The 21,477-nt window shown below is 71.3% G+C and carries 24 protein-coding genes; 8 read left to right on the top strand and 16 right to left on the bottom strand.

Going from position 1 to position 21,477, the window contains the following annotated elements:
- Positions 1-206 precede the first annotated feature (206 nt).
- Positions 207-833, bottom strand: coding sequence for a YigZ family protein (locus tag ACO1BR_RS34270; protein ID WP_426799006.1), 627 nt, complete (start codon positions 831-833; stop codon positions 207-209).
- Between the two features lie 240 nt (positions 834-1,073).
- On the opposite strand from ACO1BR_RS34270, the gene ACO1BR_RS34265 reads away from it, so the two are divergent.
- The 3 genes from ACO1BR_RS34265 (at position 1,074) to ACO1BR_RS34255 (ending at position 3,073) form a co-directional block, all read left to right on the top strand.
- A complete protein-coding gene (locus tag ACO1BR_RS34265) occupies positions 1,074-1,838 on the top strand; it encodes a type VII secretion system-associated protein (RefSeq protein WP_426799005.1) in 765 nt (254 codons plus the stop codon).
- 304 nt (positions 1,839-2,142) lie between these two features.
- Positions 2,143-2,550 (top strand): CoA-binding protein, encoded by a 408-nt coding sequence (locus ACO1BR_RS34260; protein WP_426799004.1) that lies wholly within the window; start codon positions 2,143-2,145, stop codon positions 2,548-2,550.
- A 25-nt stretch (positions 2,551-2,575) separates the two neighbouring features.
- A complete protein-coding gene (locus ACO1BR_RS34255; RefSeq protein WP_426799003.1) occupies positions 2,576-3,073 on the top strand; it encodes a GNAT family N-acetyltransferase in 498 nt (165 codons plus the stop codon).
- Between the two features lie 70 nt (positions 3,074-3,143).
- On the opposite strand, the gene ACO1BR_RS34250 is transcribed toward ACO1BR_RS34255, so the two are convergent.
- Positions 3,144-3,701 (bottom strand): YbaK/EbsC family protein, encoded by a 558-nt coding sequence (locus ACO1BR_RS34250; protein WP_426799002.1) that lies wholly within the window; start codon positions 3,699-3,701, stop codon positions 3,144-3,146.
- 80 nt (positions 3,702-3,781) lie between these two features.
- Positions 3,782-4,348, bottom strand: a complete 567-nt coding sequence (locus tag ACO1BR_RS34245; protein WP_426799001.1) for a helix-turn-helix domain-containing protein — start codon at positions 4,346-4,348, stop codon at positions 3,782-3,784.
- Positions 4,349-4,454: 106 nt separating this feature from the next.
- Between ACO1BR_RS34245 and ACO1BR_RS34240 the strand changes: the two genes are divergently transcribed.
- Entirely contained in the window at positions 4,455-5,324 is an 870-nt protein-coding gene (locus tag ACO1BR_RS34240; protein ID WP_426799000.1) for an EamA family transporter, read from the top strand.
- Between the two features lie 12 nt (positions 5,325-5,336).
- On the opposite strand, the gene ACO1BR_RS34235 is transcribed toward ACO1BR_RS34240, so the two are convergent.
- Positions 5,337-6,119 (bottom strand): acyltransferase, encoded by a 783-nt coding sequence (locus ACO1BR_RS34235; protein WP_426798999.1) that lies wholly within the window; start codon positions 6,117-6,119, stop codon positions 5,337-5,339.
- Between the two features lie 137 nt (positions 6,120-6,256).
- On the opposite strand from ACO1BR_RS34235, the gene ACO1BR_RS34230 reads away from it, so the two are divergent.
- The gene (locus tag ACO1BR_RS34230; protein ID WP_426798998.1) at positions 6,257-6,805 is read left to right on the top strand and encodes a gamma carbonic anhydrase family protein; all 549 of its coding nucleotides are present in this window, start codon (positions 6,257-6,259) and stop codon (positions 6,803-6,805) included.
- An 80-nt stretch (positions 6,806-6,885) separates the two neighbouring features.
- Here the strand turns inward: ACO1BR_RS34230 and ACO1BR_RS34225 are convergent, their stop codons facing one another.
- From ACO1BR_RS34225 to ACO1BR_RS34185, 9 genes are all read right to left on the bottom strand, one after another.
- The gene (locus ACO1BR_RS34225; protein ID WP_426798997.1) at positions 6,886-7,650 is read right to left on the bottom strand and encodes an enoyl-CoA hydratase/isomerase family protein; all 765 of its coding nucleotides are present in this window, start codon (positions 7,648-7,650) and stop codon (positions 6,886-6,888) included.
- A 45-nt stretch (positions 7,651-7,695) separates the two neighbouring features.
- Complete coding sequence (locus tag ACO1BR_RS34220) at positions 7,696-8,997, bottom strand: cytochrome P450 (RefSeq protein WP_426798996.1); 1,302 nt, start codon at positions 8,995-8,997, stop codon at positions 7,696-7,698.
- Between the two features lie 54 nt (positions 8,998-9,051).
- Positions 9,052-10,536, bottom strand: a complete 1,485-nt coding sequence (locus ACO1BR_RS34215) for a cytochrome P450 (RefSeq protein ID WP_426798995.1) — start codon at positions 10,534-10,536, stop codon at positions 9,052-9,054.
- 10 nt (positions 10,537-10,546) lie between these two features.
- Positions 10,547-11,137 (bottom strand): GTP-binding protein, encoded by a 591-nt coding sequence (locus ACO1BR_RS34210; RefSeq protein ID WP_189308363.1) that lies wholly within the window; start codon positions 11,135-11,137, stop codon positions 10,547-10,549.
- Positions 11,112-11,492: a DUF742 domain-containing protein gene (locus ACO1BR_RS34205; RefSeq protein WP_159506832.1), complete on the bottom strand. Its 381-nt coding sequence runs from the start codon at positions 11,490-11,492 to the stop codon at positions 11,112-11,114. The genes ACO1BR_RS34210 and ACO1BR_RS34205 overlap by 26 nt, the downstream gene beginning before the upstream one ends.
- Positions 11,489-11,902, bottom strand: coding sequence for a roadblock/LC7 domain-containing protein (locus ACO1BR_RS34200; RefSeq protein WP_426798994.1), 414 nt, complete (start codon positions 11,900-11,902; stop codon positions 11,489-11,491). Before ACO1BR_RS34200 ends, ACO1BR_RS34205 begins: the two co-directional genes overlap by 4 nt.
- Entirely contained in the window at positions 11,899-13,110 is a 1,212-nt protein-coding gene (locus tag ACO1BR_RS34195; protein WP_426798993.1) for an ATP-binding protein, read from the bottom strand. The genes ACO1BR_RS34200 and ACO1BR_RS34195 overlap by 4 nt, the downstream gene beginning before the upstream one ends.
- A gap of 434 nt (positions 13,111-13,544) precedes the next feature.
- Positions 13,545-13,901 (bottom strand): DUF4333 domain-containing protein, encoded by a 357-nt coding sequence (locus tag ACO1BR_RS34190; RefSeq protein WP_426798992.1) that lies wholly within the window; start codon positions 13,899-13,901, stop codon positions 13,545-13,547.
- 160 nt (positions 13,902-14,061) lie between these two features.
- Positions 14,062-15,069, bottom strand: a complete 1,008-nt coding sequence (locus ACO1BR_RS34185) for an alpha/beta hydrolase (RefSeq protein ID WP_426798991.1) — start codon at positions 15,067-15,069, stop codon at positions 14,062-14,064.
- A 297-nt stretch (positions 15,070-15,366) separates the two neighbouring features.
- Here ACO1BR_RS34185 and ACO1BR_RS34180 point away from each other — a divergent pair, with 297 nt between their 5' ends.
- Both ACO1BR_RS34180 and ACO1BR_RS34175 read left to right on the top strand, forming a co-directional pair.
- Positions 15,367-17,298 carry an ATP-binding protein gene (locus tag ACO1BR_RS34180; protein WP_426798990.1) on the top strand — a complete coding sequence of 644 codons (1,932 nt, stop codon included), beginning with the start codon at positions 15,367-15,369 and terminating at the stop codon, positions 17,296-17,298.
- 98 nt (positions 17,299-17,396) lie between these two features.
- Complete coding sequence (locus ACO1BR_RS34175) at positions 17,397-17,606, top strand: hypothetical protein (protein WP_426798989.1); 210 nt, start codon at positions 17,397-17,399, stop codon at positions 17,604-17,606.
- A 20-nt stretch (positions 17,607-17,626) separates the two neighbouring features.
- Here ACO1BR_RS34175 and ACO1BR_RS34170 read toward each other — a convergent pair whose 3' ends face one another.
- Positions 17,627-18,289, bottom strand: a complete 663-nt coding sequence (locus tag ACO1BR_RS34170) for a DedA family protein (RefSeq protein WP_426798988.1) — start codon at positions 18,287-18,289, stop codon at positions 17,627-17,629.
- 266 nt (positions 18,290-18,555) lie between these two features.
- Positions 18,556-19,014 (bottom strand): DUF4442 domain-containing protein, encoded by a 459-nt coding sequence (locus tag ACO1BR_RS34165; protein WP_426798987.1) that lies wholly within the window; start codon positions 19,012-19,014, stop codon positions 18,556-18,558.
- Positions 19,015-19,287: 273 nt separating this feature from the next.
- Here ACO1BR_RS34165 and ACO1BR_RS34160 point away from each other — a divergent pair, with 273 nt between their 5' ends.
- Positions 19,288-20,565 carry an MFS transporter gene (locus ACO1BR_RS34160; protein WP_426798986.1) on the top strand — a complete coding sequence of 426 codons (1,278 nt, stop codon included), beginning with the start codon at positions 19,288-19,290 and terminating at the stop codon, positions 20,563-20,565.
- On the opposite strand, the gene ACO1BR_RS34155 is transcribed toward ACO1BR_RS34160, so the two are convergent.
- Positions 20,552-21,427, bottom strand: a complete 876-nt coding sequence (locus tag ACO1BR_RS34155) for a spermidine synthase (protein ID WP_426798985.1) — start codon at positions 21,425-21,427, stop codon at positions 20,552-20,554. The genes ACO1BR_RS34160 and ACO1BR_RS34155 overlap by 14 nt on opposite strands.
- Between the last annotated feature and the right edge of the window lie 50 nt (positions 21,428-21,477).

Genomic DNA, 21,477 nt, shown 5'->3' with positions numbered 1-21,477 from the left:
GAACCCCACCCGCTCGTCAAGGAGTTCAGGCATACGCGAAGCCCCTTCCCGTGCCGGCCCACACGCCGATCCGCGGCCCGTTCCGCCGCGCCCCAGGCTGACACGACCGACGCCCCCTCGCACCGGTCCGCACCGCATCGGCCCCGCCGGCCGCCCGCGCCCCGGTCACCGCCCGCCGCCGGGCCCCCGGGCCGCCGGGCCGCCGGTCACGCCTCCCCGTACGCCTCCCCGCCGAGCTCCAGCCGCGCCGCACCGGCCGTGGCGTCCGCCAGCCAGGCCCGGAAGTCCGCCACGTCCGCCTCCGGCAGGCCGACCTCGATACGCACCTCGGCTCCGTACGCCACCTCGCGCACCGCCCGGCCGGTCGTCCGCAGATCGTTCTCCACCCGACCGGCCCTCTGGTGGTCGACGGTCACGGTCACCAGCCGGAACCGCTGCCGGACGACCGTCCCGAGCACGTCCAACGCCTCGCCGACCACGCCCCCGTACGCGCGGATCAGCCCGCCGGCCCCCAGCTTGACCCCGCCGAAGTACCGCGTGACCACGGCGACCACGTAGCGCATCTCGCGCCGCACCAGCATCTGGAGCATCGGCACGCCGGCCGTACCGCCCGGTTCGCCGTCGTCGCTCGCCTTCTGGATGCCGCCGTCCGCACCGAGGACGTATGCGAAGCAGTGGTGCCGGGCAGTCGGGTGCTCCCTGCGGACGCGCGCGATGAAGTCCTGCGCCTCGGCCTCCGTCGCCACCGGCGCCAGCGCACAGATGAAGCGGGACTTGTTGATCTCGATCTCGTGAACGCCCTCGCGCGCGAGAGTCCGGTACTGCTCCTGCATCCGACCAGCCTACGGGCCCGCCGGCCGTCGGACACCGGCCGGTCCCGGCGGCCCGCGCCGCGCTGCGGTGTCCGCCGTACGGGGGCAGTGCGCACGGCCACCCGGCGTACCCGGGCCTTCCGCACGGTGCGTCGGGCAGACGTCCGCGCCGCCCGTGGGCACTGTGACCCCAGGCAACGGGCCCGCGTTTGGGGTCCGCTCGTACCGCAGGAACGGATCGGCGGCTTGGCGGAGGGCTTCATGGACAACAGCACAGAGTCGGCGATGACGGCCGGCGTTCCCGTGACGGGCGACGAGATGCCCGAACCGCCGCCGGAGGTCATCGAGGCGGCCCGCAACGCGCCCGACCACTGGCTGGCCATGGTGGATCTGACCTGGTCGGGCGAGGGTGCACCACCCCTGTGGGCGCTGATCGGGCAGTGGCGCTCGGGACCGACCGGCGAGATCGAGGAGTGGCGGAACAACCCGGAGTACCGCCCCTCACCGCAGATGCTGGACTGGTCCGACCCCACCGACCCGGTCGACCGCGCGCTCCAGCTGGCGGCCACCGGCTACGGCCCGGCCCGGGACCTCTGCGACGAGCTGGCGCGCGCCGAGGTGTCCGTACTGGTGACCTCCACCGGCACCCCGCTCGCCGCGGCCTCCCCCGAGGGCACTCCGGTGATCCCCGTCTACACCTCCGCGGCCTATCTCGAATCCGTGGGCCGGCTCCTCTACGACCGCCGGCCGGTCGCCGAGCTCGTCGAGCAGCTGCCGCCGGGCCACGCCCTCTATCTCAACCCGACCGGCCCGGTGAGCATGCTCGTGGAGACCGAGCAGCTGCGCACGGCGCTCGCCGAATCCGGCGCCGCCGGTACCGCGGAGACCGCCGCCACAACCCGCGAGCCGTCCGCCACCGCGCCCCTGCGCCCGGGGACCGGCTCGGCGGCCGCCGAGCCGGTGACCGGCGGCCGGGCGATCGGCAAACCCGCCCGCTCGGCGGGCAGCACCGTCGTCGGCGCCTGACCACCCGGCAGCGGGAGGCCGGCCGCACGCCCCGGCCTCCCCCATCCGAACCCGCCCCGCCCGTCTTCCCCTTCGGGCGGGGCGTCTTGCTGCCGAAGCCCGGCCCCGGGCCCGGCCCACGCTTCCCGCGCCACCCGTGCACCGTCGCGCCGTTGCGCAGCCGGCCCCCTCCGCCGCACCGGAGTCCGGTGATCTCGGTCACTCATGCCGCCCGCACGGTCCGGCGCGGAATCGGCGGAGCCGACCGCCCGTTATGCCGCTGGAGGACCACGGACCAGAGGGCCACGGACCGCAGGAGGCAGACATGTACGGCGACCAGGCGACCATCCGCCGAATCCTCACCGAGCTCGGAGACACCTGGGCCGTCGTCGGACTGTCCGCCAACCAGCAGCGCGCCGCATACGGCGTCGCGGATGTGCTGCAGCGCTACGGCAAGCGCGTCGTCCCCGTCCATCCCCGAGCCGAGACCGTGCACGGGGAAGCGGGGTATCCGTCCCTGGAAGCCGTCCCCTTCGAGATCGACGTCGTCGACACCTTCGTGCGCAGCGAACTCGCCGGAGCCGTCGCCGACCAGGCCGTCGCCGTCGGTGCCAGGGCCGTCTGGTTCCAGCTCGGTGTGGTCGACGAACACGCCTGGAACCGGGTGCGCGACGCGGGGCTGGACATGGTCATGGATCGGTGTCCGGCGATTGAGATACCCCGTTTGGGCTGAGCGCCGGGTGGGTTAGCGTCCGTGCATGATCATGCCGCGTGCCGCCCGCCCCGAGGACGCCGCCGAGCTCGTCCGGCTCCGCCGTCTGATGTTCCATGCCATGAACGGCCGTGACGAGCCCGGGAGTTGGGAGGCCGATGCGGAGGCGATGGCGCGTCGGCAGCTGGCCGGTCCGGACGCTCCGCTGGGGGCGTTCGTGGTGGACGGGGACGGCGGCGGGGCCGGTGCGCCGCATCTGGCGGCCTGCGCGGTCGGGCGGATCGAGGAGCGGCTGCCCGCGCCGGGCCACCCCTCCGGCCGCTTCGGCTTCGTCTTCAACGTCTGTACGGATCCCCGCTATCGGGGCCGCGGCCATGCGCGCGCCACGACCGAGGCGTTGCTGGCGTGGTTCGCGGACCGGGGCGTCAGCCGCGTCGACCTCCATGCCACCCACGACGCCGAACCGCTCTACCGCAGCCTGGGTTTCACCGAGCACTCCACGGCGCTCTCCCTGGACCTGCGCTCCCGCGTGCGCGCCGGCTGAGCGGCCCCTCCCGTCCAGAGGGTGAACGGCCCGGACATGCACGGCCGGACCCGCCGGCCGGTACGGCGCCTCAGGCGACGCCGAGCCCCTCCAGCACGGTGGCGCCCGGGAGTTCGGCCAGCGCCTTGCCCGGCACGATGAGCTTGCCGCGGCGGCTACCGCTGCCGATCAGCGCGTACGGGGCATCGGCCACCGCGGCGTCCACGAGCAGCGGCCAGGACGCGGGCAGCCCGATCGGGGTGATCCCGCCGTACTCCATCCCGCTGTCGCCGACCGCGGTGTCCATCGGGGCGAACGACGCCTTACGGGCGCCCAGTTGCCGGCGCACCACACCATTGACGTCGACGCGGGTGGTGGAGAGCACGAGGCAGGCGGCCAGGGTGACCTCGCCGCCGCGCTTGCCGGCCACCACCACGCAGTTCGCCGACTGCTCCAGGAGCCAGCGGCCGTAGCGGTCGACGAGGGCCTCGGTGTCCGCGATGGCCGGGTCCGTGTCGACGTAGCGGAGTTCCCGGACGGATACCGAGCCGCGCCAGTCGCGGATCGCGGCGGCCACCGGGCCGGTCAGCAGGTCCAGGCACTCGGCGGCGGGCCGGACATCGTCGAAGGCATCCATCGGCACGGGCATACACGTCAAACTAACAGGCGCCGCGGTGCCGGTGGCGGCCCGTCTCACGGTGCGATCACGGACCGGTCGGAACGGACCGGTCAGAGCGGGATGATGACCGACATGGTCATCTCCACCGGCTCCTCGCCGTCGTTGCGGTAGCCGTGCGGGACCTTGGCCTCGAAGGTCGCCGAGGCGCCGGCGGCCACCGTGTGCTCGGCGCCGTCCACGACCAGCGTGAGGGTGCCGGCCCGGACGTGCAGCAGCTCGACGGTGCCCGGCGGATGCGGATCGGAGGCGCTCTCGTCGCCGGGCATCAGCCGCCAGTCCCACATCTCGAAGGGGCCCGGCGCCTCGCCGCCCACCAGGAGCGAGGTGTGGCTCCCGGCCTCGGTGGACCACATCCGAACCGCCTCGCCCGGTGCCACGATCCGCACCTGCGGGCCCTGTTCGTAATCGAGGAGGGTGGTGATGCTGACGCCGAGCGCGTCGGCGATCTTGACGGTGGTCCCCACGCTCGGGTTCGTACGGGCCTGCTCGATCTGGATGATCATGCCGCGGCTGACTCCGGCGCGGGCCGCGAGCGCGTCGAGGGTGTAGCCGCGTTCGGTGCGCCAGCGTTTGAGGTTGCGGGCGAGCGACTGCGTGAGCTGGTCGAGATCCGTCACGGTCCGTCCAAGTCGAAGTTCAATATATTCGATTCCGCAGTTCAATTCATTGCACTACGGTGTGGTGTACTTCAGCGTCCAGCTCACTGTACTGCGAGGTTCCACCATGACAGCCGCCTTCGCCCTGGCCACCAGCCTCCTCTGGGGTCTCGCCGACTTCGGCGGCGGACTGCTCACCCGACGTTTCCACGCACTGACCGTCGTGGTGGTCTCGCAGACACTCGCCGCCGTGGTGCTGGGCGGCATCGTGCTGGCCACCGGCGGCTGGCGGGAGGTCGGACCGCAGCTGTGGTTCGCGGTCGCGGCCGGTGTCGTCGGCCCGGTGTCGATGCTCTGCTTCTACCGCGCCCTGGCCCTCGGCCCGATGGGCGTGGTCTCCCCGCTCGGCTCGCTCGGCACCGTCCTCGTACCACTCGGCGTCGGCATCCTCGCGGGCGAACGGCCGGGGCTCCTCCAGGCCACCGGTATGGCCGTCGCGGTGGCGGGCGTCCTGCTGGCGGGCGGGCCGCGGCTCGGCGGCGCGTCCGTGGCCCGCCAGACGCTCGTGCTCACGCTGATATCGGCGCTCGGCTTCGGCGCGGTGATGGCCCTGATCGCGCAGGCGTCCACGACCGTGACCGGGCTCTTCCTCGCGCTGTTCGTCCAGCGGGTGTGCAATATGGCGGTCGGCGGCACGGCGCTCTACGTCACGGTCCGGCGCGGTACCCCGGCACTGCCCGCCGAGGGCTTCGCCGCCGTCCGCCGTACGCTCCCCGCACTCGCCTTCGTCGGGATCGCCGACGTCGCCGCCAACGGCACCTACGCCGTCGCCGCCCAGCACGGCCCGGTCACGATGGCGGCGGTGCTCGCCTCGCTCTACCCGGTGGTCACCGCACTCGCCGCGCTCGGTGTCCTCAAGGAGCGGATGCGGGCGGTGCAGACCGCCGGCGCCTCACTCGCCGTGGTCGGCTCGATCCTGCTCGCCGCGCACAGCTGACGCGACGGGCCGTCAGCCACCGGGCGCACCCTGGTGCGCCGGTTCGGCCGCCTCCCCTTGCTCCCAGTCCCGCAGCGCACGCAGTTGCTCCGGCGTGACGCCCTCCGGGATCGGCACCGGCGCCGGAGTCCGCAGCGGCGGCTGCCAGCCCTCACGCGGATCCCAGCTGCGCACGACCTTCGCGGGTGCCCCGGCCACCACCGCGTGGTCGGGGACCTCGCCGCGTACGACGGAGCCCGCCGCGACCACCACGTTCCGGCCCAGCCGCGCGCCGGGCAGGATCACCGCCCCGGTACCGATCCAACTGCCGGGGCCGATGGCGACCGGGTCGGTGCGCGGCCACTGCTTGCCCACCGGCACCTCGGGGTCGTCGTAACTGTGGTTGGTCGTGGTGACGTACACCCCTGGACCGAAGAAGCAGTCATCGCCGATCGTCAGCCGGACATCCGCGATCACATGGCTGCCGCGCCCGAGCACCACACCGTTGCCCAGCGTCAGGATCGGCTCCGGCCCGAGGTCCAGGTCCGGCATCATGCCCGCGGTCAACGTCACGTCCTGGGCGATGATGCAGTGGTCGCCGATCTCGATCCAGGGATCACCGAAGACCGTGCCCTGCGGATAGGCGAGCCGGGTTCCGGTGCCGATCCGACGGAAGCGGTAGGGGCCGGGGCGCTCGGCGCTGACGGCCGCTGCCTCGCGCACCCAGCGCGCGCCGCGGTGGACGGCGCGCGACAGGGCCCGGCGCCGCCAGGCCGCAAGGGACGAGAACACGTTCTGGTCTATCGGCACCCGCACACCGTACTCAGCGCGCCCCGCGACCGGCCGCGCAGCGGGCTGTGATCTTCGCCCCACCGGCCGCCGCCCCCGGCACCGGCGACGACCGTCGTCTACGGTGCTGGTGGCGCGGCACCGAACTGGCGAGGAGACCGCAGATGGCAGGACGGGCACTGATCTCACCGGTGGGCGACGACCGGCCGGACATCGACCCCGGGGCGTACACCGCCCCCACCTCCGTCGTCGTCGGTGACGTCACCCTGGCCGCCGGCGCCAGCGTCTGGTACCACGCCGTGCTGCGCGGCGACTGCGGCCCCATCGTCCTCGGCGCCGACAGCAACATCCAGGACAACTGCACGGTGCACGTGGACCCGGGCTTCCCGGTGACCGTGGGCGAGCGGGTCTCCGTCGGCCACAACGCCGTGCTGCACGGCTGCACCGTCGAGGACGACGTCCTGGTCGGCATGGGTGCCACGGTGCTCAACGGCGCGCACATCGGCGCGGGCTCCCTGATCGCCGCCCAGGCCCTGGTCCCCCAGGGCATGCGGGTGCCGCCCGGCTCCCTGGTCGCCGGCGTCCCCGCCAAGGTCAAGCGCGAACTGACCGCGGAGGAACGGGAGACCATCAAGCTGAACGCCGCCATGTACCTCGAACTCGCCGCCCGGCACCGCGCGTCGGTGCCGGAATCCGGGGACTCCGGGAGCTGACGGCGGCGCCCGCGCACCGCACGGTGCGGCCCGGTCAGGGCCGCACCCGGCGCGCTGCGCGGTTGCCCCGCGGTGGCAGCTCAGCCGCGCCGGGCGTACTGCGCGGCGCTCAGCGCGGAGGACAGCAACTCCGCGTCGAAGAGCGAGGCATCGGCGAGCCGGTGGGCGTTCGCGTACGCGTTCATCATGAGCTTGGCGGTCCGCAGCGCCGAGGGGGAACGGCGGACCAGGGGCTTGGTCCAGCGCCGGACGGCCTGGTCCAGCTCCCCTTCCGGGACGACCTTGTGCAGGACGGACAGGTCCCGGGCGGTCTCCGCATCGAAGTTGTCCGCGGTCAGGACCAGTTCGCGGACCTTGGCGGCGCCCACCTCGTGCAGGAGCCGGGGCATAATGCCGCCCCAGGCGGGCGGCACCCCGAGGCCGAGTTCCGGCAGCCGGAAGCGGCAGGTGTCCGCCCCGACCCGCAGATCGCAGAAGAGCGCGAGCCCCACCCCGGCCCCGACCACCCCGCCGTGCAGTCGGGCGATCGACACCACGTCGGTGGTCGCGAGGGCATCGCACACCCGGCGGGCCTTGTTGCCGAGGGCGCGCAGCGCCAGTCCGCCCGGGTCCTCGGCGAGGAGCTCGGGGAACTCGGCGCGGTCGCCGCCCAGGCAGAAGTCGTCCCCCGCCCCGGAGAGGATCAGCACCCGTATACCGGTCTCGTCGTCCAGGGCACCGAGCACGGTGAGGAGTTCGTCGAGGATCAGCCCGGATATGGCGTTGCCGGCATCGGGGCAGTTCAACTGCACGTCGAGGACGGGCCCTTCGTGCGTCACACGGAGGGTCTTGAAGTCTTGCATCATGGTGTTCCTAGTTCGTTGAGCCACGCTTGGTACGCGGTGGTCGCTTCAGGCTTGGACGACGGGAAGTTCCATGAGGCGGCGGAAGGCCACCCGGGGTGCCCACACGGGGTCGCCGGCGATCCGCAGACCCGGCAGGCGCCGGAGCAACGAGGTGAGGACACAGGTCGCTTCCATACGGGCCAGTGCGTTGCCGAGGCAGTAGTGGATTCCGCCGCCGAAGCTCAGATGGGGAGCCTTGCGGCGGATGTCGAACACGTCGGGGTCGGCGTACTGCTTCGGGTCGTGGTGCGCGGCGCCGACCATGAGCTGCACCATCTCGCCCTTCCGGACGGGCACATCGGCGAGTTCGGTGTCCTCCGCCGCCACCCGGCTGATCATGTGTATCGGTGCGTCGTAGCGCAGCGTCTCGTCGATCGCGCCTGGTATGCGGTCGGGACGGACCCGGAGCCAGCCCAACTGGCGCGGGTGCTCCAGGAGTAGCCACACCATGCTCGTCAGCAGATGCGAGGTGGTCTCCAGCGCGGCGAGGACCATGAACAGGGCGAGGGAGAAGACCGCCTCGTCGGCGGCGTCCCGGTCGGCTTCGAAGGCGTCCCAGGTACGGATCCACGACGAGATCGGATCATCTCCCGGCGATTTTCGGCGCTCCCGTATCAGCCCGGTGAAATACCCGCGCAAATGGTGGGTCGCGGCATCGGACACCGCGAGCTGGCTCGGGGACGGGAACAACTCCTGGGTGTGGACCTGGTCATGGGTGAGCGACCGCAGCAGCGAATAGTCGGCAGACGGCAAACCCAGCCAATCACCGATGGTGATCACCGGCAACTCGTCACCGACCAGCGCGCAGAAATCGGCAGGGCCGTCGCGGAACCGGTCGGCGAGACCGTCCAGCAGTCGCTCGGTGTTCTTTTCGACCGCATGCCGCATGTTCTCCAACGAGGCGCGGTCAAACACATTCCCCAACGGCCGCCGCATCTGCGTGTGATGCGGCGGGTTGAGCATGGGCATGGTGCCACCCATTTGACGTGAAGCAGGGGCACTCCAACGTGCGGCATCCACCTGGCTGGCCCGCCAACTACTGTCGGGCACCAGCCAGTCCCGGCTGCGCAGGATGCGGTGGCACAAGTGGTAGGAGGTCGCCAGGTGCCCGCCCCACGGCGCCGGAACAACTTCACCCATTGCGCGGAGTTCCCGGTAGAAAGGCAAGGGATTCGCCTGTCCCCGGGCCGTCCGCAAACGGGAGAAAAGCGCAACCACGCTACGCCGGTCAACGGGTGCAGCAGCAAGAGCGGGCTCCACGAGCGACTCCGTCTCCAGAAGATCACACAATAATCGCCAGCGCTGCATACCCCCCTGCTTGAACGTTCATGCGAACAAAGGACATCTGCGCTGTCGCAAAGCTCACACCTTCCACCAGTTGAGGAACCCGCTCCACCAACCGCCCCGCCGCCTGCCCTGCTGCTCCTGAGCCGGTGCGCCGGCGGCGGTGGCCGCCCGTCCCGTGCTCGGCGCGGACGGCCGCTGCTCCCGGCGTACCGGGGTGAAGCGGGCGGGCAGCGCATTGAGGGCTCGGTGGAACGGACCGGGCCGCCAGGTCAGGGTCTCCGCAGGCACGCCCAGCTCGATGTCAGGCAGGGCGTTGAGCAGCTTCTCGATCGCCCGGATCGAGATCAGCATGGCCGGGTCCTTGGCCGGGCACGCGTGCGGCCCGGCGCCCCAGGCCAGATGAGCCCGCTTGCTGAAGGTCTGCCGACTGGCGGACAGGCTCGGGTCCGTGTTGGCCGCCGCGAAACTGATCAGGACCGGGCTGCCGGCCGCCAGTTTGCTTCCGCCGACCACCACGTCCTGAAGGGGGTAGTGGGTGGCGTAGTTGGCGATCGGCGGGCTGTTCCAGAGCACCTCGTTGATGGCGTCCTCGACCAGCACCCCGCCGCCGTGATGGCCCGCGCCGAACTGCTCGTCCGACAGCAGCAGCCGCAGCGCGCTGGCGATGATGTTCTGCACGGGCTCGGTGCCGGCACCTATGAGCAGCGCCAGCTGATGGACCATCTCCTCGTCGGTCAGCTTGGACGGGTGCTGCATCATCCAGGACGTGACGTCCTCGCCCGGCTGGGCCCGCTTCAGCGCGACCAGCTCGAACAGGGCACCCGCCATCGCCTCGTTGGCCCGCTCGACATCGATGCCGTCAAACAGGCTGGAGATGGCGATGATCAGCCGGTCGCCGAGGTCCGCCGGGCAGCCGAACAGATCGTTGAAGACCAGCAGCGGCAGCACCTGGGCGAAGTCGGCGATCAGATCGGCCTTGCCGCGGACGCTGAACTGGTCGACGAGATAGGCGGCGACCCGGTCCACATGCCGGCTCACCCGGTGCATGTCTATCTTGGCCAGGCTGTCCGTGACCACCTGACGCAACCTCAGATGCGTCGTGCCGTCGGAGAACATGCTGTTCGGCCGGTACATCATCATCGGCAACACCGGGCTGTCCAGGGGCACCCGGCCCTCGTTGAGCGCCTTCCACCGGCGCGGGTCGCGCGCGAACGTGTCCGGGTTCTGGAGCACCTGAAGCGCCGTCGCGTAGTNCATCATCGGCAACACCGGGCTGTCCAGGGGCACCCGGCCCTCGTTGAGCGCCTTCCACCGGCGCGGGTCGCGCGCGAACGTGTCCGGGTTCTGGAGCACCTGAAGCGCCGTCGCGTAGTCCGTGACGAGGTCGGCCTCGACGCCGGGGGCGAGTTCGACCGGTGCGACCGGGCCGTGCTGCCGCAGGCGCTCGTAGACCGCCTGCGGCGCGGCGGCGAATTCCGGGCCGTGCAGGGACTCCCGCATGCCGTCGGCATGCGCTGGGCAACCCGGCGGCGGAGTCTGGAATTCCGAATGAGATTGCATGCCTGAACTCCTAGTTGAGGCGAGACTGTAGGTAACGGACAAGCGTGATCAGGGAATCCGCCGATGAACGCTCGTCACGTGCATCACAATTGACAACAGGCGTCTCCGGGAGCAGGTCCAGCGCCTCCCGGATCTCGTCGAAGGAATGCTCCGGAGTCCCGTCGAAGCGGTTCACGGCGATGGCGTACGGGATTCCGTAGTGTTCCACCAGGTCCATGACAGGAAACGACTCTTCGAGCCGCTGCGGGTCGACCAGGACGAGTGCCCCCAGCGCCCCGCGCGTCATGTCCTCCCACACCTGAACGAACCGCTGCTGACCCGGCGTTCCGAACAGGTACAGGACCAGCTTCTCGCTGAGCGTGAGCCGACCGAAGTCCATGGCGACCGTTGTCGTCGTCTTGCCGGGCGCACCCCGCAGATCGTCAATTCCCGCGCTTGCCTGCGTCATTACCTCTTCGGTACGCAGCGGCGGAATCTCCGACATCGTGCCGATGAACGTCGTCTTCCCGACGGCGAAGTGCCCGACCACCAGGATCTTCGCCGCGGTCTGCACCGAATTGCGCAGGTACACACCGTCATCCAAAGCGAGCCTGGAGCCCATTCAGCACCTCCTCAAGGATTTGCCGGTCGACAAGCTGAGCGCTGGGGATGGGCGCGCGTGCATAGAGATGGCCCTCCTCGGTGAGATCGGACACCAGAATCTTGACGATCCCCACCGGCAGACCGGTGTGCCCGGCTATCTCGGCGATCGACAGAAAACCCCCGGCGCACAGCTCCAGCACGCGCTGCTTCTCCGGGTCGAGCGGTTTGGTCCGGGGCGGTTCCTGAGCGACGGTGACCAGGGTCAGCAGCGAGAACGCGCTGTCGTCCACGAGGTCGCGACCGTTGGTGATGACGTACGGCCGTACTAATTCCGCTGCTTCGTGTACCAGCTCCGGCTCGTCATCGGTGGTCATGGTTGAATGTTGGCCCTCTCACGAGGTGGGCTGGTGAGCGCCTTGCCGAGCTGCCCGACCAACTGCTGCATACGGAACGAGATTTCCGCCATGTCGACGTCGGGCGATGCCGAGACCGCGAGATAGGCACCTTCACCGGCCGAAATCAGGAAGACCCAGCCGTGGTCGAACTCCACCAGCGTCTGTCGCCACTGCGGTCTCGTGTTCGGACCCGTGCCGCTGCAGAAATCGGCGACCGTGCGGCTCAGCGACTGCATACCGCTCATCGCGGCGGCAACGGTATCGGCGTGGTCCCGGCCGACATCCTTGGAACGGGCCATCAGCAGCCCGTCGGCCGACACGAGAATGGCATGCTGCGCGTCGGGCAATTCCAGAGCACTGTCAAGCATCCACGACAGATCGTAGTTCACTGAACCTCATGCCCTTCACTGCTTGCATTGGTGGAACGGCGGCCCGATTGCGTACCGCGCTGGAATGCGCCCATGGCGGACGCGGTCCGCGCGCTGTCGCGAGCCGGTGTGGGGGTGCCTTCGTCTTCCGTCGGCACGATGGATATGGCACCGCGTCGGCGGCGCTTCGGCAGACCGCCCGCGGTGGTCTCCGGGACGGCCGGACGGCCGGCGTCCGGTCCGCCGAAGTCGGGGGGACCGGGCGCCCGGTGGCGCGGTCCCGGATCCGCGGCAGCCTGCGGACCAGGAGGGTTCTCGGGCGGCAGCGGGGTGGATGCGGCCACGGCAGGCCCCTCCTCGGGCTCGTGCAAGGACGTGAGGAGCTCGTCGGGGAGCAGGACGACCGCGCGCACGCCTCCGTAGGGCGAGGTGGAGTCCACCGAGACCGTGAAGCCGTAGCGGGCGGCGAGCACACCGATGACGGTGAATCCGAACTGCGGCGGATTGCCGAGGCTGGAGACGCTGGCGGAATTCCCGCCGGACAGCAACTGGCCGGCCCGCGCCTTCTCTTCCTCGTTCATGCCGACACCGGCGTCATCGACGATGATGCAGACGCCCTTGGGCACCGGACGGATGTTGATCTCGATGATCGTTTCCGGTGCGGAATAACTGGTGGCGTTGTCCAGCAGCTCGGCGAGTACCAGCGCCACCGGTTCGACGGCACGGTTCACGATGGCGAAATTACTCTGCGATCGGATCTCGACGCGAGTGAAGTGGCGGATACGACCCTTCGCACTGCGGACCACGTCGTAAAGCGAGGCGTCGTTGCGGCGCCGGCCGAGCCAGCCGTCACAGAGCACGGCGATGGACTGGGCCCGCCGGGCGAACTGCGAGTTCATGTGGTCGATGTCCAGCAGGTCCTGCAGGATCTTCTGCTCGCCGTACGTCTCCTGGAGTTTGGAGATCGCCAGCTGCTGCTCGCTCGCCAGTCCCTGCAGGGTCCGCATGGCGGCCTTCAGGGTGTTCTTGGTGGATTCCTCGGCGCGGTCCTTGGCCTCTTCGACGGCCTCCGCATAATGGTCTTCGAGATTGGCGTAGTGCTGCTTTAGCTCAACCTTTTCCCTACTGAGTTCCTTGATCTTCTTGCGGCCGCGAACAATCGCGGTGGCGGCGACTGGGGTACCAGCGATCAAACCCCAGAGCGCTGGATCCTGGAAGTATTGCGTCATGGGACTCTCTTCGGACGACGAGGCCACCAGGTGTCGTGTGCCTGGCAGCGGGCGCATCTTCACGCGCGGTCTCAGACATAGCTGAACGGCCGCGCACAGTCGCCGGCCAGAAAGCCTTTACAGGCCCGGCTAATGGCATAGTTCTCCCCGGGGGTGGCGATTCTCTCAGGCCAATGCGCGGAATTTCCATTTGCCATAGCAGGTGACTACCCGGTTGGCAAGTGCGATGATCTTAGCATCACGCCACAGCGTGAAGTCCAACAGCGATCCGTAACGTTCCGGCACCTGACGGAGATTCAACAAAGCTTCACTTCGGGGCCATTGGCTCCCGGCACCGCCGTCCGGGGCAAGAGGTTGCGCGTCTTCCTGACGGTCCGCTAGCACATCGGACCAGGTCGTAGCGAACGCAATGTGGCGCGAATCCGCAGGGCGGGTCAGCGGTGGGGGACGTCGTGGACGTAAGTGATCTCGCCGCCGCGGACCCTGACGACCCGTACGGTCATCTCGCGGTCGGTGCCCCGGAGGTAGTGGGCCGTGCACTGCGTCCGCGAGCCCTTGATCGCGCGGAGGTCGCGCGCGCACTCAACCGACCGCGGTCCGCGCGGAATCAGCGGAAGCGACAGATGGTCCGAGATCGACCGGGCGACCTCGCGGCGCGGCACGGCGTCGGTCCTGCCGTCCACCTCGCTGGTCGCGTCCCGGTCCCGCAGCCAGAGATTGCCGGCCACCAGTGTTCCCGCCAGCACGGTGGCCGCGGTCAACACCAGCCCGACGATGCGCAGATACCTCACCGCACTCCTTCACCGGTATCGCGAGAGTTCCCTCGTATCGCGAGAGCTCCGGCCGGAACTCCGGCCGGTCACAGGACAATTGTGGCTGATGCCCCGACTTCGGCAACAGCAGGCCGAAGTCGGGGCATCCGGCCCACGACGGCCTGCTCCGGGCGGGGCGTCACACGGACGGCACCGGCCCCAGCATCTGTTCGCTGATCCAGTGCAGCGACTCGGGCATCCGCTGGATATAGGTATGGCCGCTGTGCACGCCGTCCGGTATTTCGTAGAGCGTGGAGTGGATCGGCCCCCGGGCCCCGCCGGTGTAGCCGCTGATGAAGCGCTTCACGTCGGGCACCGCGTCCTCCTTGCTGCCGAGCTCGAAGGCCAGATAGACCTGCGGCCCGCCCCGTGCGGTCAGCTGCCGCGCCAGATGCCGCGGGTCGTTGGCCAGCATCTCCGCCGGGTGCCCCTTCCACAGCGGCGAATCCGGCGCCGTGTCCGGGCCGTTGACGATCGCCGCCTTGAACTTCCGGGGCTCCTTGAGCACCGCCTTCAGCGCGGCGAACCCGCCGGACGACGACCCCATGAAGGCCCAGCCGTCCCGGCTCGCATACGTACGGAAGTTGGCCCGAGCGAAATCCGGCACGTCCTCGGTCAGCCACGTCCCCATCTTCGGCTGCCCCGGGATGTCGCTGCCGTCGTAGTACGTCTTGCGCGGGTTGAGCACCGGCATCACCAGGATGAACGGCAGCGTCTTGCCCTCCTGCGACCACTCCGCGATCCGCTCCTCCAGCGCGAACGTGGCCTCCGCCCAGTAGTTGGACGGATAGCCCCAGGCACCGGGCAGCGCGATCAGCACCGGGAAGGCGCTCTTGGCGTACTTCGGCTGGCCGTACTGGGGCGGCAGCCAGGCCCAGACGTCCCCGGTGTAACCGGACCTGCGGCCGTGCCACCTGGTCCGGATGACGCGGCTGCCGTCGTCCCCCGTCGTACGGAACGTGGTGAACGCCGAGTGGGGGCCGAGGGGCGGCACCATGCCGGGCCGCCCGTTGAGGGCGTCCGCCGCGTGCGCCCGCAGCCGCGGCACGTTCGACGCGTCGACGACGTCCCCCTTCGGTCCGCCACAACCGGCCAGCAGGCCCAGGGCCGCCACGCTCACCGCAGCTCGGACGCGCAGGGACTTCATCGGGACGCTCTCCTCAGGCGCTCGGGGCCGGCCGGGGCACTCCACGCTGCCACCGCGAAACCGGTCGAAAGACACCACCTTAAGATCGGCCCGAACCCTGCCGAGCAGCACCCCCGTCCTTCGTGACCTGGGGTTTACCGTTCCGTGTCGCCAAAAAGACGTACGGGCACGTCAAACGGGCCGAACACGTTTCCCCCTATCGGTGAACCCCATCCGCTGTTTACCGGGCGGTCGGTTCTGGCATCGTGGGCAGTTCCAGGGAAGTGCGCGGCACTGTGCCGTGGTTGGGGATGACCGATGACCGCGTGGGCCGATCACGGGCCGCTGCCCGACGTCGTGGGACGGGCAGTCGAGCACGAGCAGGTAGCCGGACTGCTGGCCGGCGCCGGGCCGATCACGCTCACCGGTCCCGCGGGGGTCGGCAAGAGCGTCCTGGCCAGGGCCGTCCTGGAGGAGCACATCGGGTGGCACGACGGCACGGTGCTCCGGGTCGGCTGCTGGGACGGACTCACCGCGGAGCATCTGACCGCCGCGCTGGTCTCGGCGGCCGGCCTGACCGGCCACCGCACCCCCGAGTCCCTGGCCGCGCACTGCCGCGCACACCGCGCCCTGGTCCTGCTGGACGACTGCGATCCGCTGCTCGACGCCTGCGCGCGGCTGGTACGGCTGCTGCAACGGGCCGATCCGGAACTCCGGATCATGGCCACCGCCCGCCGCCCGCTGGGCCTGCCCGGGGAGCGGGTCGTCGCGCTCGCGCCGCTCCCGGTGACCTTCGGCGAGGGGATCGCCGGGCCGGCCGTGGAACTGCTGGCGGCGCACACCGGCCCCGCCGCACCGGAGCTACTGGTCTCCGTCTGCCGGGCGTTGGAGGGCTCGCCCCTGGCGATCGGCCTGGCCGCGCGGCAGCTGGACCGGATGTCCCTCGCCCGGCTCGCGCGACAACTGGACGCGCACGGTCCGCTGCACTGCTCCGGGCCCGCGCCCACCCGCCGCCACACCTCGCTGCACGCCGCCCACGCCGCCGGGTACGCCCTCTGCTCCCCCCTCGACCAGCAGGTGTGGGCGCGCCTCTCCGTCCTTCCCGGGGACTTCGACCCCTGGCTCGCCGGTTGCGTCTGCACCAGCAGTGACGTTCCTGCAGCCGCCGTCGACGGTGCGCTGGAGCGCCTTCGCACCGCCTCGGTCCTCGAATGCGTACGGGACGCCCAGAGCGCCCTCGACACCGGGGTCACACTGCCGCCGCGCTACCGGCTGCCGCGCGGCGCCCGGGACTTCGGGCGCGCGCGGCTGCGCGCGGCGGGCGAGGAGAACGGGGCGCTGCGCCGCTTCCGGCAGGCGTGCGCGGCGCTCGCGGCCGAGGCCCAGGTCACCTGGCAGGGAACCGGGCAGCAGCTCGCGGTCCGCCTCGTCGAGGACGAACAGCACCATCTCGACGCCGCGTTGACCCGTCCCCCGCTCGACGCCGAGGACGCGCTGAGCGCGCTGGAGATCGCGGTCTCACTGTGGTTCCGGTGGGCGGCCTGCGGATTCCGCTATGACGGACGCGCGCACCTGGACCGGCTGCTGCTCCTCGCGCCGGAGGACACCGCGCTGCGGGCCCGCGCCCTGTGGCTGGCCGGCCACCTCGCGGCGCAGGAGAACGCGCCCGGCGCCGCGGAGCCGCTGCTGGACCAGGCATGGGCGGCGGCCGTGATGCACGCGGACTCGGACGGCCTGGCCCGTATCGCGCACACCCACGGGGTGCTGGCGCTGTACCGCGAGGACACCGCGACGGCCGTGGCCTGCCTGGAAGAGGCGGCCCGGCACACGTCCCGGGACCCCTGGTTCGGACCGGGTCCGGCGCACAGCTGGGCGCTGCTCGCCATCGCCCTCGCCCCCCACGACGCGGAGCGCGCGACGGCGGCGGCCCGCCGGGCCTGGCGCTCCCGCCACTCCGACGGCGACTTCTGGCTGTACTCGACCGTCCTCTACGCCCGCGCCCTCATCGCGCGCGACCACGGAGAGCCGGCGGCGGCCCTGCGGGCCTGCCGCAAGGCGCTGGTGGCGAAGAAGCTGATCGGCGACCCGCTGTTCATCGCGGGGGCCCGCACCATGCTGGCCGGCCTGCGCCGCCAGGTGCGCACCGGGGCACCGGTACGCGATCCCGCTGCCGAACTCCGCTGGTGGCGGCGGACCGGCCCCGGCACCCGCCCCCGGCCGTTCTCCTCCCGGCTGCGGGCGGAGCCGTGAGGAGCGGGGTGCGCCGGGGACCGGCCGCCGGGCACCGTACGTGACGCGGCGACTGCGGTCGGGATGCGCGCGGAGCGGGCCCGCCACATCCTGGAGGAATGAAGCGTGCCCCCGTGATCGTGCATCCGCCGTCCACCGGCGGTCGCCGCGTCACGCTCTACGGACAGGACGTGGGGCGGGCGTTGCGCCGCGGTGACGTGGCCGCGATCCTGCGCCGGGCCGGTTTCTCCAGCGCGCGATTCGTCTGGGACGACGCGGGTGTCATCGAGTGGCGCGAGGGTGGACCGGACATCTGGCAGATGCCCTGACGCCCGGCGACCGCGTCGGCTCAGTCGGCGGTCGCCGCGACCGGGGACGCCGCTTCCGCCTCCGCCGCCTCGCGCGCCGCGGCGGCCTTCTTGGCCCGTTGCTTCACCAGCAGGAACGAGCCGATGCCGAACAGCACCGCGGCCACCAGCCCCCACGTAGAGAAGCTCTTGAGCCAGGACTCGGCGACCATGCCGACGGTGTAGATCAGCGCAGTGGTACCGCCCGCCCAGATCACCCCGCCGAGGACGTTGGCGATCAGGAACTTCCAGTACGGCATCTTCAGCACACCGGCGAGCGGGCCCGCGAAGATGCGCAGCAGCATGACGAACCGGCCGAAGAAGACCGCCCACATACCCCACTTGTCGAACTTCGCCTCGGCCATGGCGACATGGTCGGGACCGAAGTGCTTGGGGAACTTCCGGCCGGCCCAGTCCAGCAGCGGCTTGCCGCCCTTGCGTCCGATCAGGTAGCCGATGGAGTCACCGACGATGGCGCCGACGGATGCGCAGGCGCCGAGGACGAACGGGTTGATGTGGTCCTGGGTCGCGGCCAGGATCGCGGCGCTGACGAGGACGATCTCACCGGGGAGCGGAATGCCCACACTCTCCAGTCCGATGACCACCCCCACCAGGAGGTAGACGCTCAGGGCCGGTACCGTCGCCAGCCATTCCTGGATGTGCAAGGCCGCTTCCTCCGCTGATGTTGGGCCCCCGCGGGCCGTTGCCCGGTGCCGGTGCCACCGAGTCGGTCATTCCCCCGGCGCGCCGTACCGGCGCGCCCGGGAAGCGTACTCGATCGGTCCGGCCGGACGACGGATCCGATGGGGGACGGGGGGAATCCCGTATGGCGCGTGCATCTGTCTGCCGATGCATCTCTTCAGCAAGACGCCGCCACCCCCGCGGAGGTTCATCGCGCGGGCCACTTATCCCGCGCTGACCTGCCGCGCACTCACTTGTTGGGACGCAGCGTCCACACGATGGTCATCTCGCCGGTGACCGCGCCATCGCTGTCCCGGGTGATCAGCACCTTCACTGGGAACTCCGGGCGCTCCCCGGCGTCCAGCTCGGCGACCACGTCGGCCACCGGGCGGCCCAGCTCCGCGGTGGCCGTCACCGGCCCCATGGCGAGCTTCTTGTAGCCGATCTCGGCCCCCACGGCGAGCGGCACCGCGCGGCCGAGCTGGTTGCCGAAGGCCGTCATCACGATCGCGCCGCTCGCCGACTCGGCGAGGGTGAACATCGCGCCGGCGTGCGGGCCGCCGACGTGGTTGTGGAAGTCGGGCTGGTCGGGCATGCGGACCACGGCACGCTCGACGGTGGTCTCGGTGAACTCCAGGTTCAGGGTGCGGACCATCGGCACGGATGCCGCCATCATTTCGCCGATCGACGGCAGGGTCTCTGAGGACATGGCGTCATGTTACCTATCGGTAGCTTAGCTGTGAAGAGGTCCCCGCGACCGGCTACGGCGTGCGCGACCTGCCGGCCGGCGCGGCGGATCCGGCGCACCGGCGAGGCGGGCTCCGGCCTCCCGTACCCGTCCGAAATTCGCTGCCGTACGCCACCCCGCCCGCCTATCGTGGGCTGCCATGGGGCCGGGGCGAGCGCACTTCGAGGACAGGCAGCACCACCGGGGCGGGCGACACCAGGGGCGCGGACGGTCCGCAGACCCGCAGGCGCGCTCTTGTTAAGGGCCCGACCGCCCTGGGCGGGGCGCAACTTCCTGCTGCTCAGCGCCGCCACCGTGGTCGCCGGCCTCGGCAGCAACGGGGCGCTGATCGCGACCTCCTTCGCGGTGCTGGGCGCCGGCGGTTCCGCCACCGACGTCGGGCTGGTCTCCGCGGCCCGCATGGTCCCGCTCGTCCTCTTCCTCCTCCTCGGCGGCGCGATCGCCGACCGGCTGCCCCGGCACCGGGTGATGGTCGCCGCGAACAGCGTCAACTGCGTTTCGCAGGGCCTGTTCGCACTGCTCGTCCTGGCCGGCGAGCCCCGGCTGTGGCAGATGGCGCTGTTGGCCGCGGTGGGCGGCACGGGGCAGGCGTTCTTCGCGCCGGCCGCCGAGGGCATGCTGCTCTCCAGCGTCTCCGGGCAGGATTCCGGGCGCGCGTTCGCGGTGTTCCGTATCGGCGTGAACGGCGCCACCATCGGCGGCGCGGCGCTGGGCGGTGCCCTCGTCGCCGCCGTCGGCCCGGGCTGGGTGCTGGCGATCGACTCCGCCGCCTTCGCCGTGGCGGGAGCGCTGCGCGGCTTCCTCGACGTGAGCGGTGTTCCGGCACGCGCTCCCAGTAGCGGCGTGCTCCACGACCTGCGCGACGGCTGGCGCGAGGTCGCCGGCCGGCCCTGGCTGTGGGCGATCGTGGTGCAGTTCTCCATCGTCAACGCGGTCGTCATCGCGGTCGAGTCGGTCTACGGTCCGCTCGTCGCCAGGGAACAGCTGGGCGGCGCCGGGCCCTGGGGGCTGGCGATCGCCGCGTTCGGGGCGGGCACCGCCGGCGGCGCCCTGCTGATGACCCGCTACCAGCCGCGCCGGATCCTCCTCGCCGGCACCCTGTGCGTCTTCCCGCTCGCCCTGCCGTCCGCCGCCCTCGCCATCCCGCTGCCGACGGCCGGGCTGACGGCGGTCCTGTTCGGCAGCGGCGTCTCGATCGAGGTCTTCGCGGTGACCTGGATGCTCGCGCTCCACCAGGAGATACCGGAGGAGAAGTTCTCCCGCGTCTCCTCCTACGACTGGCTCGGCTCGCTGGCCATGGTCCCGGTGGCCACCGCGCTGGCCGGCCCCACCCAGGACCTCGTGGGACGGCCGGCCGCCCTCTGGGGGTGCACGGCACTGGTCGTGCTCCTCACCGCAGCCGTCCTGTGCGTACCGGACGTCCGGCGCCTGACCCGCCGTGCGGCCACCGTCGCGGAGGCGGGCGGCGACGGGGCGGGCGACCGGGACGGAGCGCGGATCACCCCACGCTGAACGCACCGTCCGGTGGCACTGGTGACGCGACCGCGTCGGCATCCCCCACAGGCGCCGCGTCCGCGATCAGCCGCCGCAGCGCCTTACCGTGCTCGACGCGCGCCGGGAAGGGGTCGCCGGCCGCCCGCCGGGCGAGCTCCGCGACCGGGATCTCCGCCGGCGAGGCGACCAGTACCGCGTTGCCGAAACGGCGGCCGCGCAGCACGGACGGCTCGGCGATCAGCGCGAGATGCGGGAACACCGCGGCGAAGTTGGCGAGTTGGCCGCGCAGGAAGGCGAACGGCACGCCGTCGGCGAGGTTCGCCGCGTAGCAGCCGTGCGGGCGCAGCACCCGTGCGGCGGCGCGCGCGTACTCGACCGAGGTGAGGTGCGCGGGCACCCGCGCACCGCTGAAGACATCCGCCACGATCACATCGGCGCTGTCCCGCGGCGCCGCCTCCAGCGCCGCCCGGGCGTCGCGCGCGTGCAGCGCGATACCGGAGCCGTCCGGCACCGGCAGCTCGTCGGCCACCAGCGCGAGCAGCCCCCGGTCGGCGTCGACCACGTCCTGCCGGGAGTGCGGGCGGGTCGCGGCCAGGTAGCGGGGCAGGGTCAGGGCTCCGCCGCCGAGGTGCAGGACGTCCAGCGGCTCACCGGGAGCGGCGGCCTCGTCCAGGACGTGTGCGAGCCGGCGCACATACTCGAATTCGAGGTGTGTGGGTGCGTCGAGATCGACGTACGACTGCGGCGCCCCGTCCACCGTCAGCAGCCACGCGCGGGGCCGGTCGACATCCGGCAGCAGCTTGGCGGTGCCGTGGTCCACGGTCCGGGTGAGGGGTATGGGCTCGGACTCGGGGCCGGGCCGGTGTGTTGCGTCGTCCACCGGGCCATTGTGCCCGGTGGGTGTGGCCGGGTCGGGGCGCGTGCACGGAA

It is taken from the genome of Streptomyces sp. YGL11-2 (assembly GCF_050054615.1).
GTDB lineage: Bacteria > Actinomycetota > Actinomycetes > Streptomycetales > Streptomycetaceae > Streptomyces.
This window is presented reverse-complemented; position numbering and strand designations above follow the sequence as displayed.

What these genes read in the sequence shown, in the direction of transcription:
- ACO1BR_RS34270 (WP_426799006.1), bottom strand. Translation starts at nt 833, where the DNA reads ATGCAGGAGCAGTACCGGACTCTCGCGCGCGAGGGCGTTCACGAGATC.
- ACO1BR_RS34265 (WP_426799005.1), top strand. Translation starts at nt 1,074, where the DNA reads ATGGACAACAGCACAGAGTCGGCGATGACGGCCGGCGTTCCCGTGACG.
- ACO1BR_RS34260 (WP_426799004.1), top strand. Translation starts at nt 2,143, where the DNA reads ATGTACGGCGACCAGGCGACCATCCGCCGAATCCTCACCGAGCTCGGA.
- ACO1BR_RS34255 (WP_426799003.1), top strand. Translation starts at nt 2,576, where the DNA reads ATGATCATGCCGCGTGCCGCCCGCCCCGAGGACGCCGCCGAGCTCGTC.
- ACO1BR_RS34250 (WP_426799002.1), bottom strand. Translation starts at nt 3,701, where the DNA reads ATGCCCGTGCCGATGGATGCCTTCGACGATGTCCGGCCCGCCGCCGAG.
- ACO1BR_RS34240 (WP_426799000.1), top strand. Translation starts at nt 4,455, where the DNA reads ATGACAGCCGCCTTCGCCCTGGCCACCAGCCTCCTCTGGGGTCTCGCC.
- ACO1BR_RS34230 (WP_426798998.1), top strand. Translation starts at nt 6,257, where the DNA reads ATGGCAGGACGGGCACTGATCTCACCGGTGGGCGACGACCGGCCGGAC.
- ACO1BR_RS34225 (WP_426798997.1), bottom strand. Translation starts at nt 7,650, where the DNA reads ATGATGCAAGACTTCAAGACCCTCCGTGTGACGCACGAAGGGCCCGTC.
- ACO1BR_RS34220 (WP_426798996.1), bottom strand. Translation starts at nt 8,997, where the DNA reads ATGCAGCGCTGGCGATTATTGTGTGATCTTCTGGAGACGGAGTCGCTC.
- ACO1BR_RS34210 (WP_189308363.1), bottom strand. Translation starts at nt 11,137, where the DNA reads ATGGGCTCCAGGCTCGCTTTGGATGACGGTGTGTACCTGCGCAATTCG.
- ACO1BR_RS34205 (WP_159506832.1), bottom strand. Translation starts at nt 11,492, where the DNA reads ATGACCACCGATGACGAGCCGGAGCTGGTACACGAAGCAGCGGAATTA.
- ACO1BR_RS34195 (WP_426798993.1), bottom strand. Translation starts at nt 13,110, where the DNA reads ATGACGCAATACTTCCAGGATCCAGCGCTCTGGGGTTTGATCGCTGGT.
- ACO1BR_RS34185 (WP_426798991.1), bottom strand. Translation starts at nt 15,069, where the DNA reads ATGAAGTCCCTGCGCGTCCGAGCTGCGGTGAGCGTGGCGGCCCTGGGC.
- ACO1BR_RS34180 (WP_426798990.1), top strand. Translation starts at nt 15,367, where the DNA reads ATGACCGCGTGGGCCGATCACGGGCCGCTGCCCGACGTCGTGGGACGG.
- ACO1BR_RS34175 (WP_426798989.1), top strand. Translation starts at nt 17,397, where the DNA reads ATGAAGCGTGCCCCCGTGATCGTGCATCCGCCGTCCACCGGCGGTCGC.
- ACO1BR_RS34165 (WP_426798987.1), bottom strand. Translation starts at nt 19,014, where the DNA reads ATGTCCTCAGAGACCCTGCCGTCGATCGGCGAAATGATGGCGGCATCC.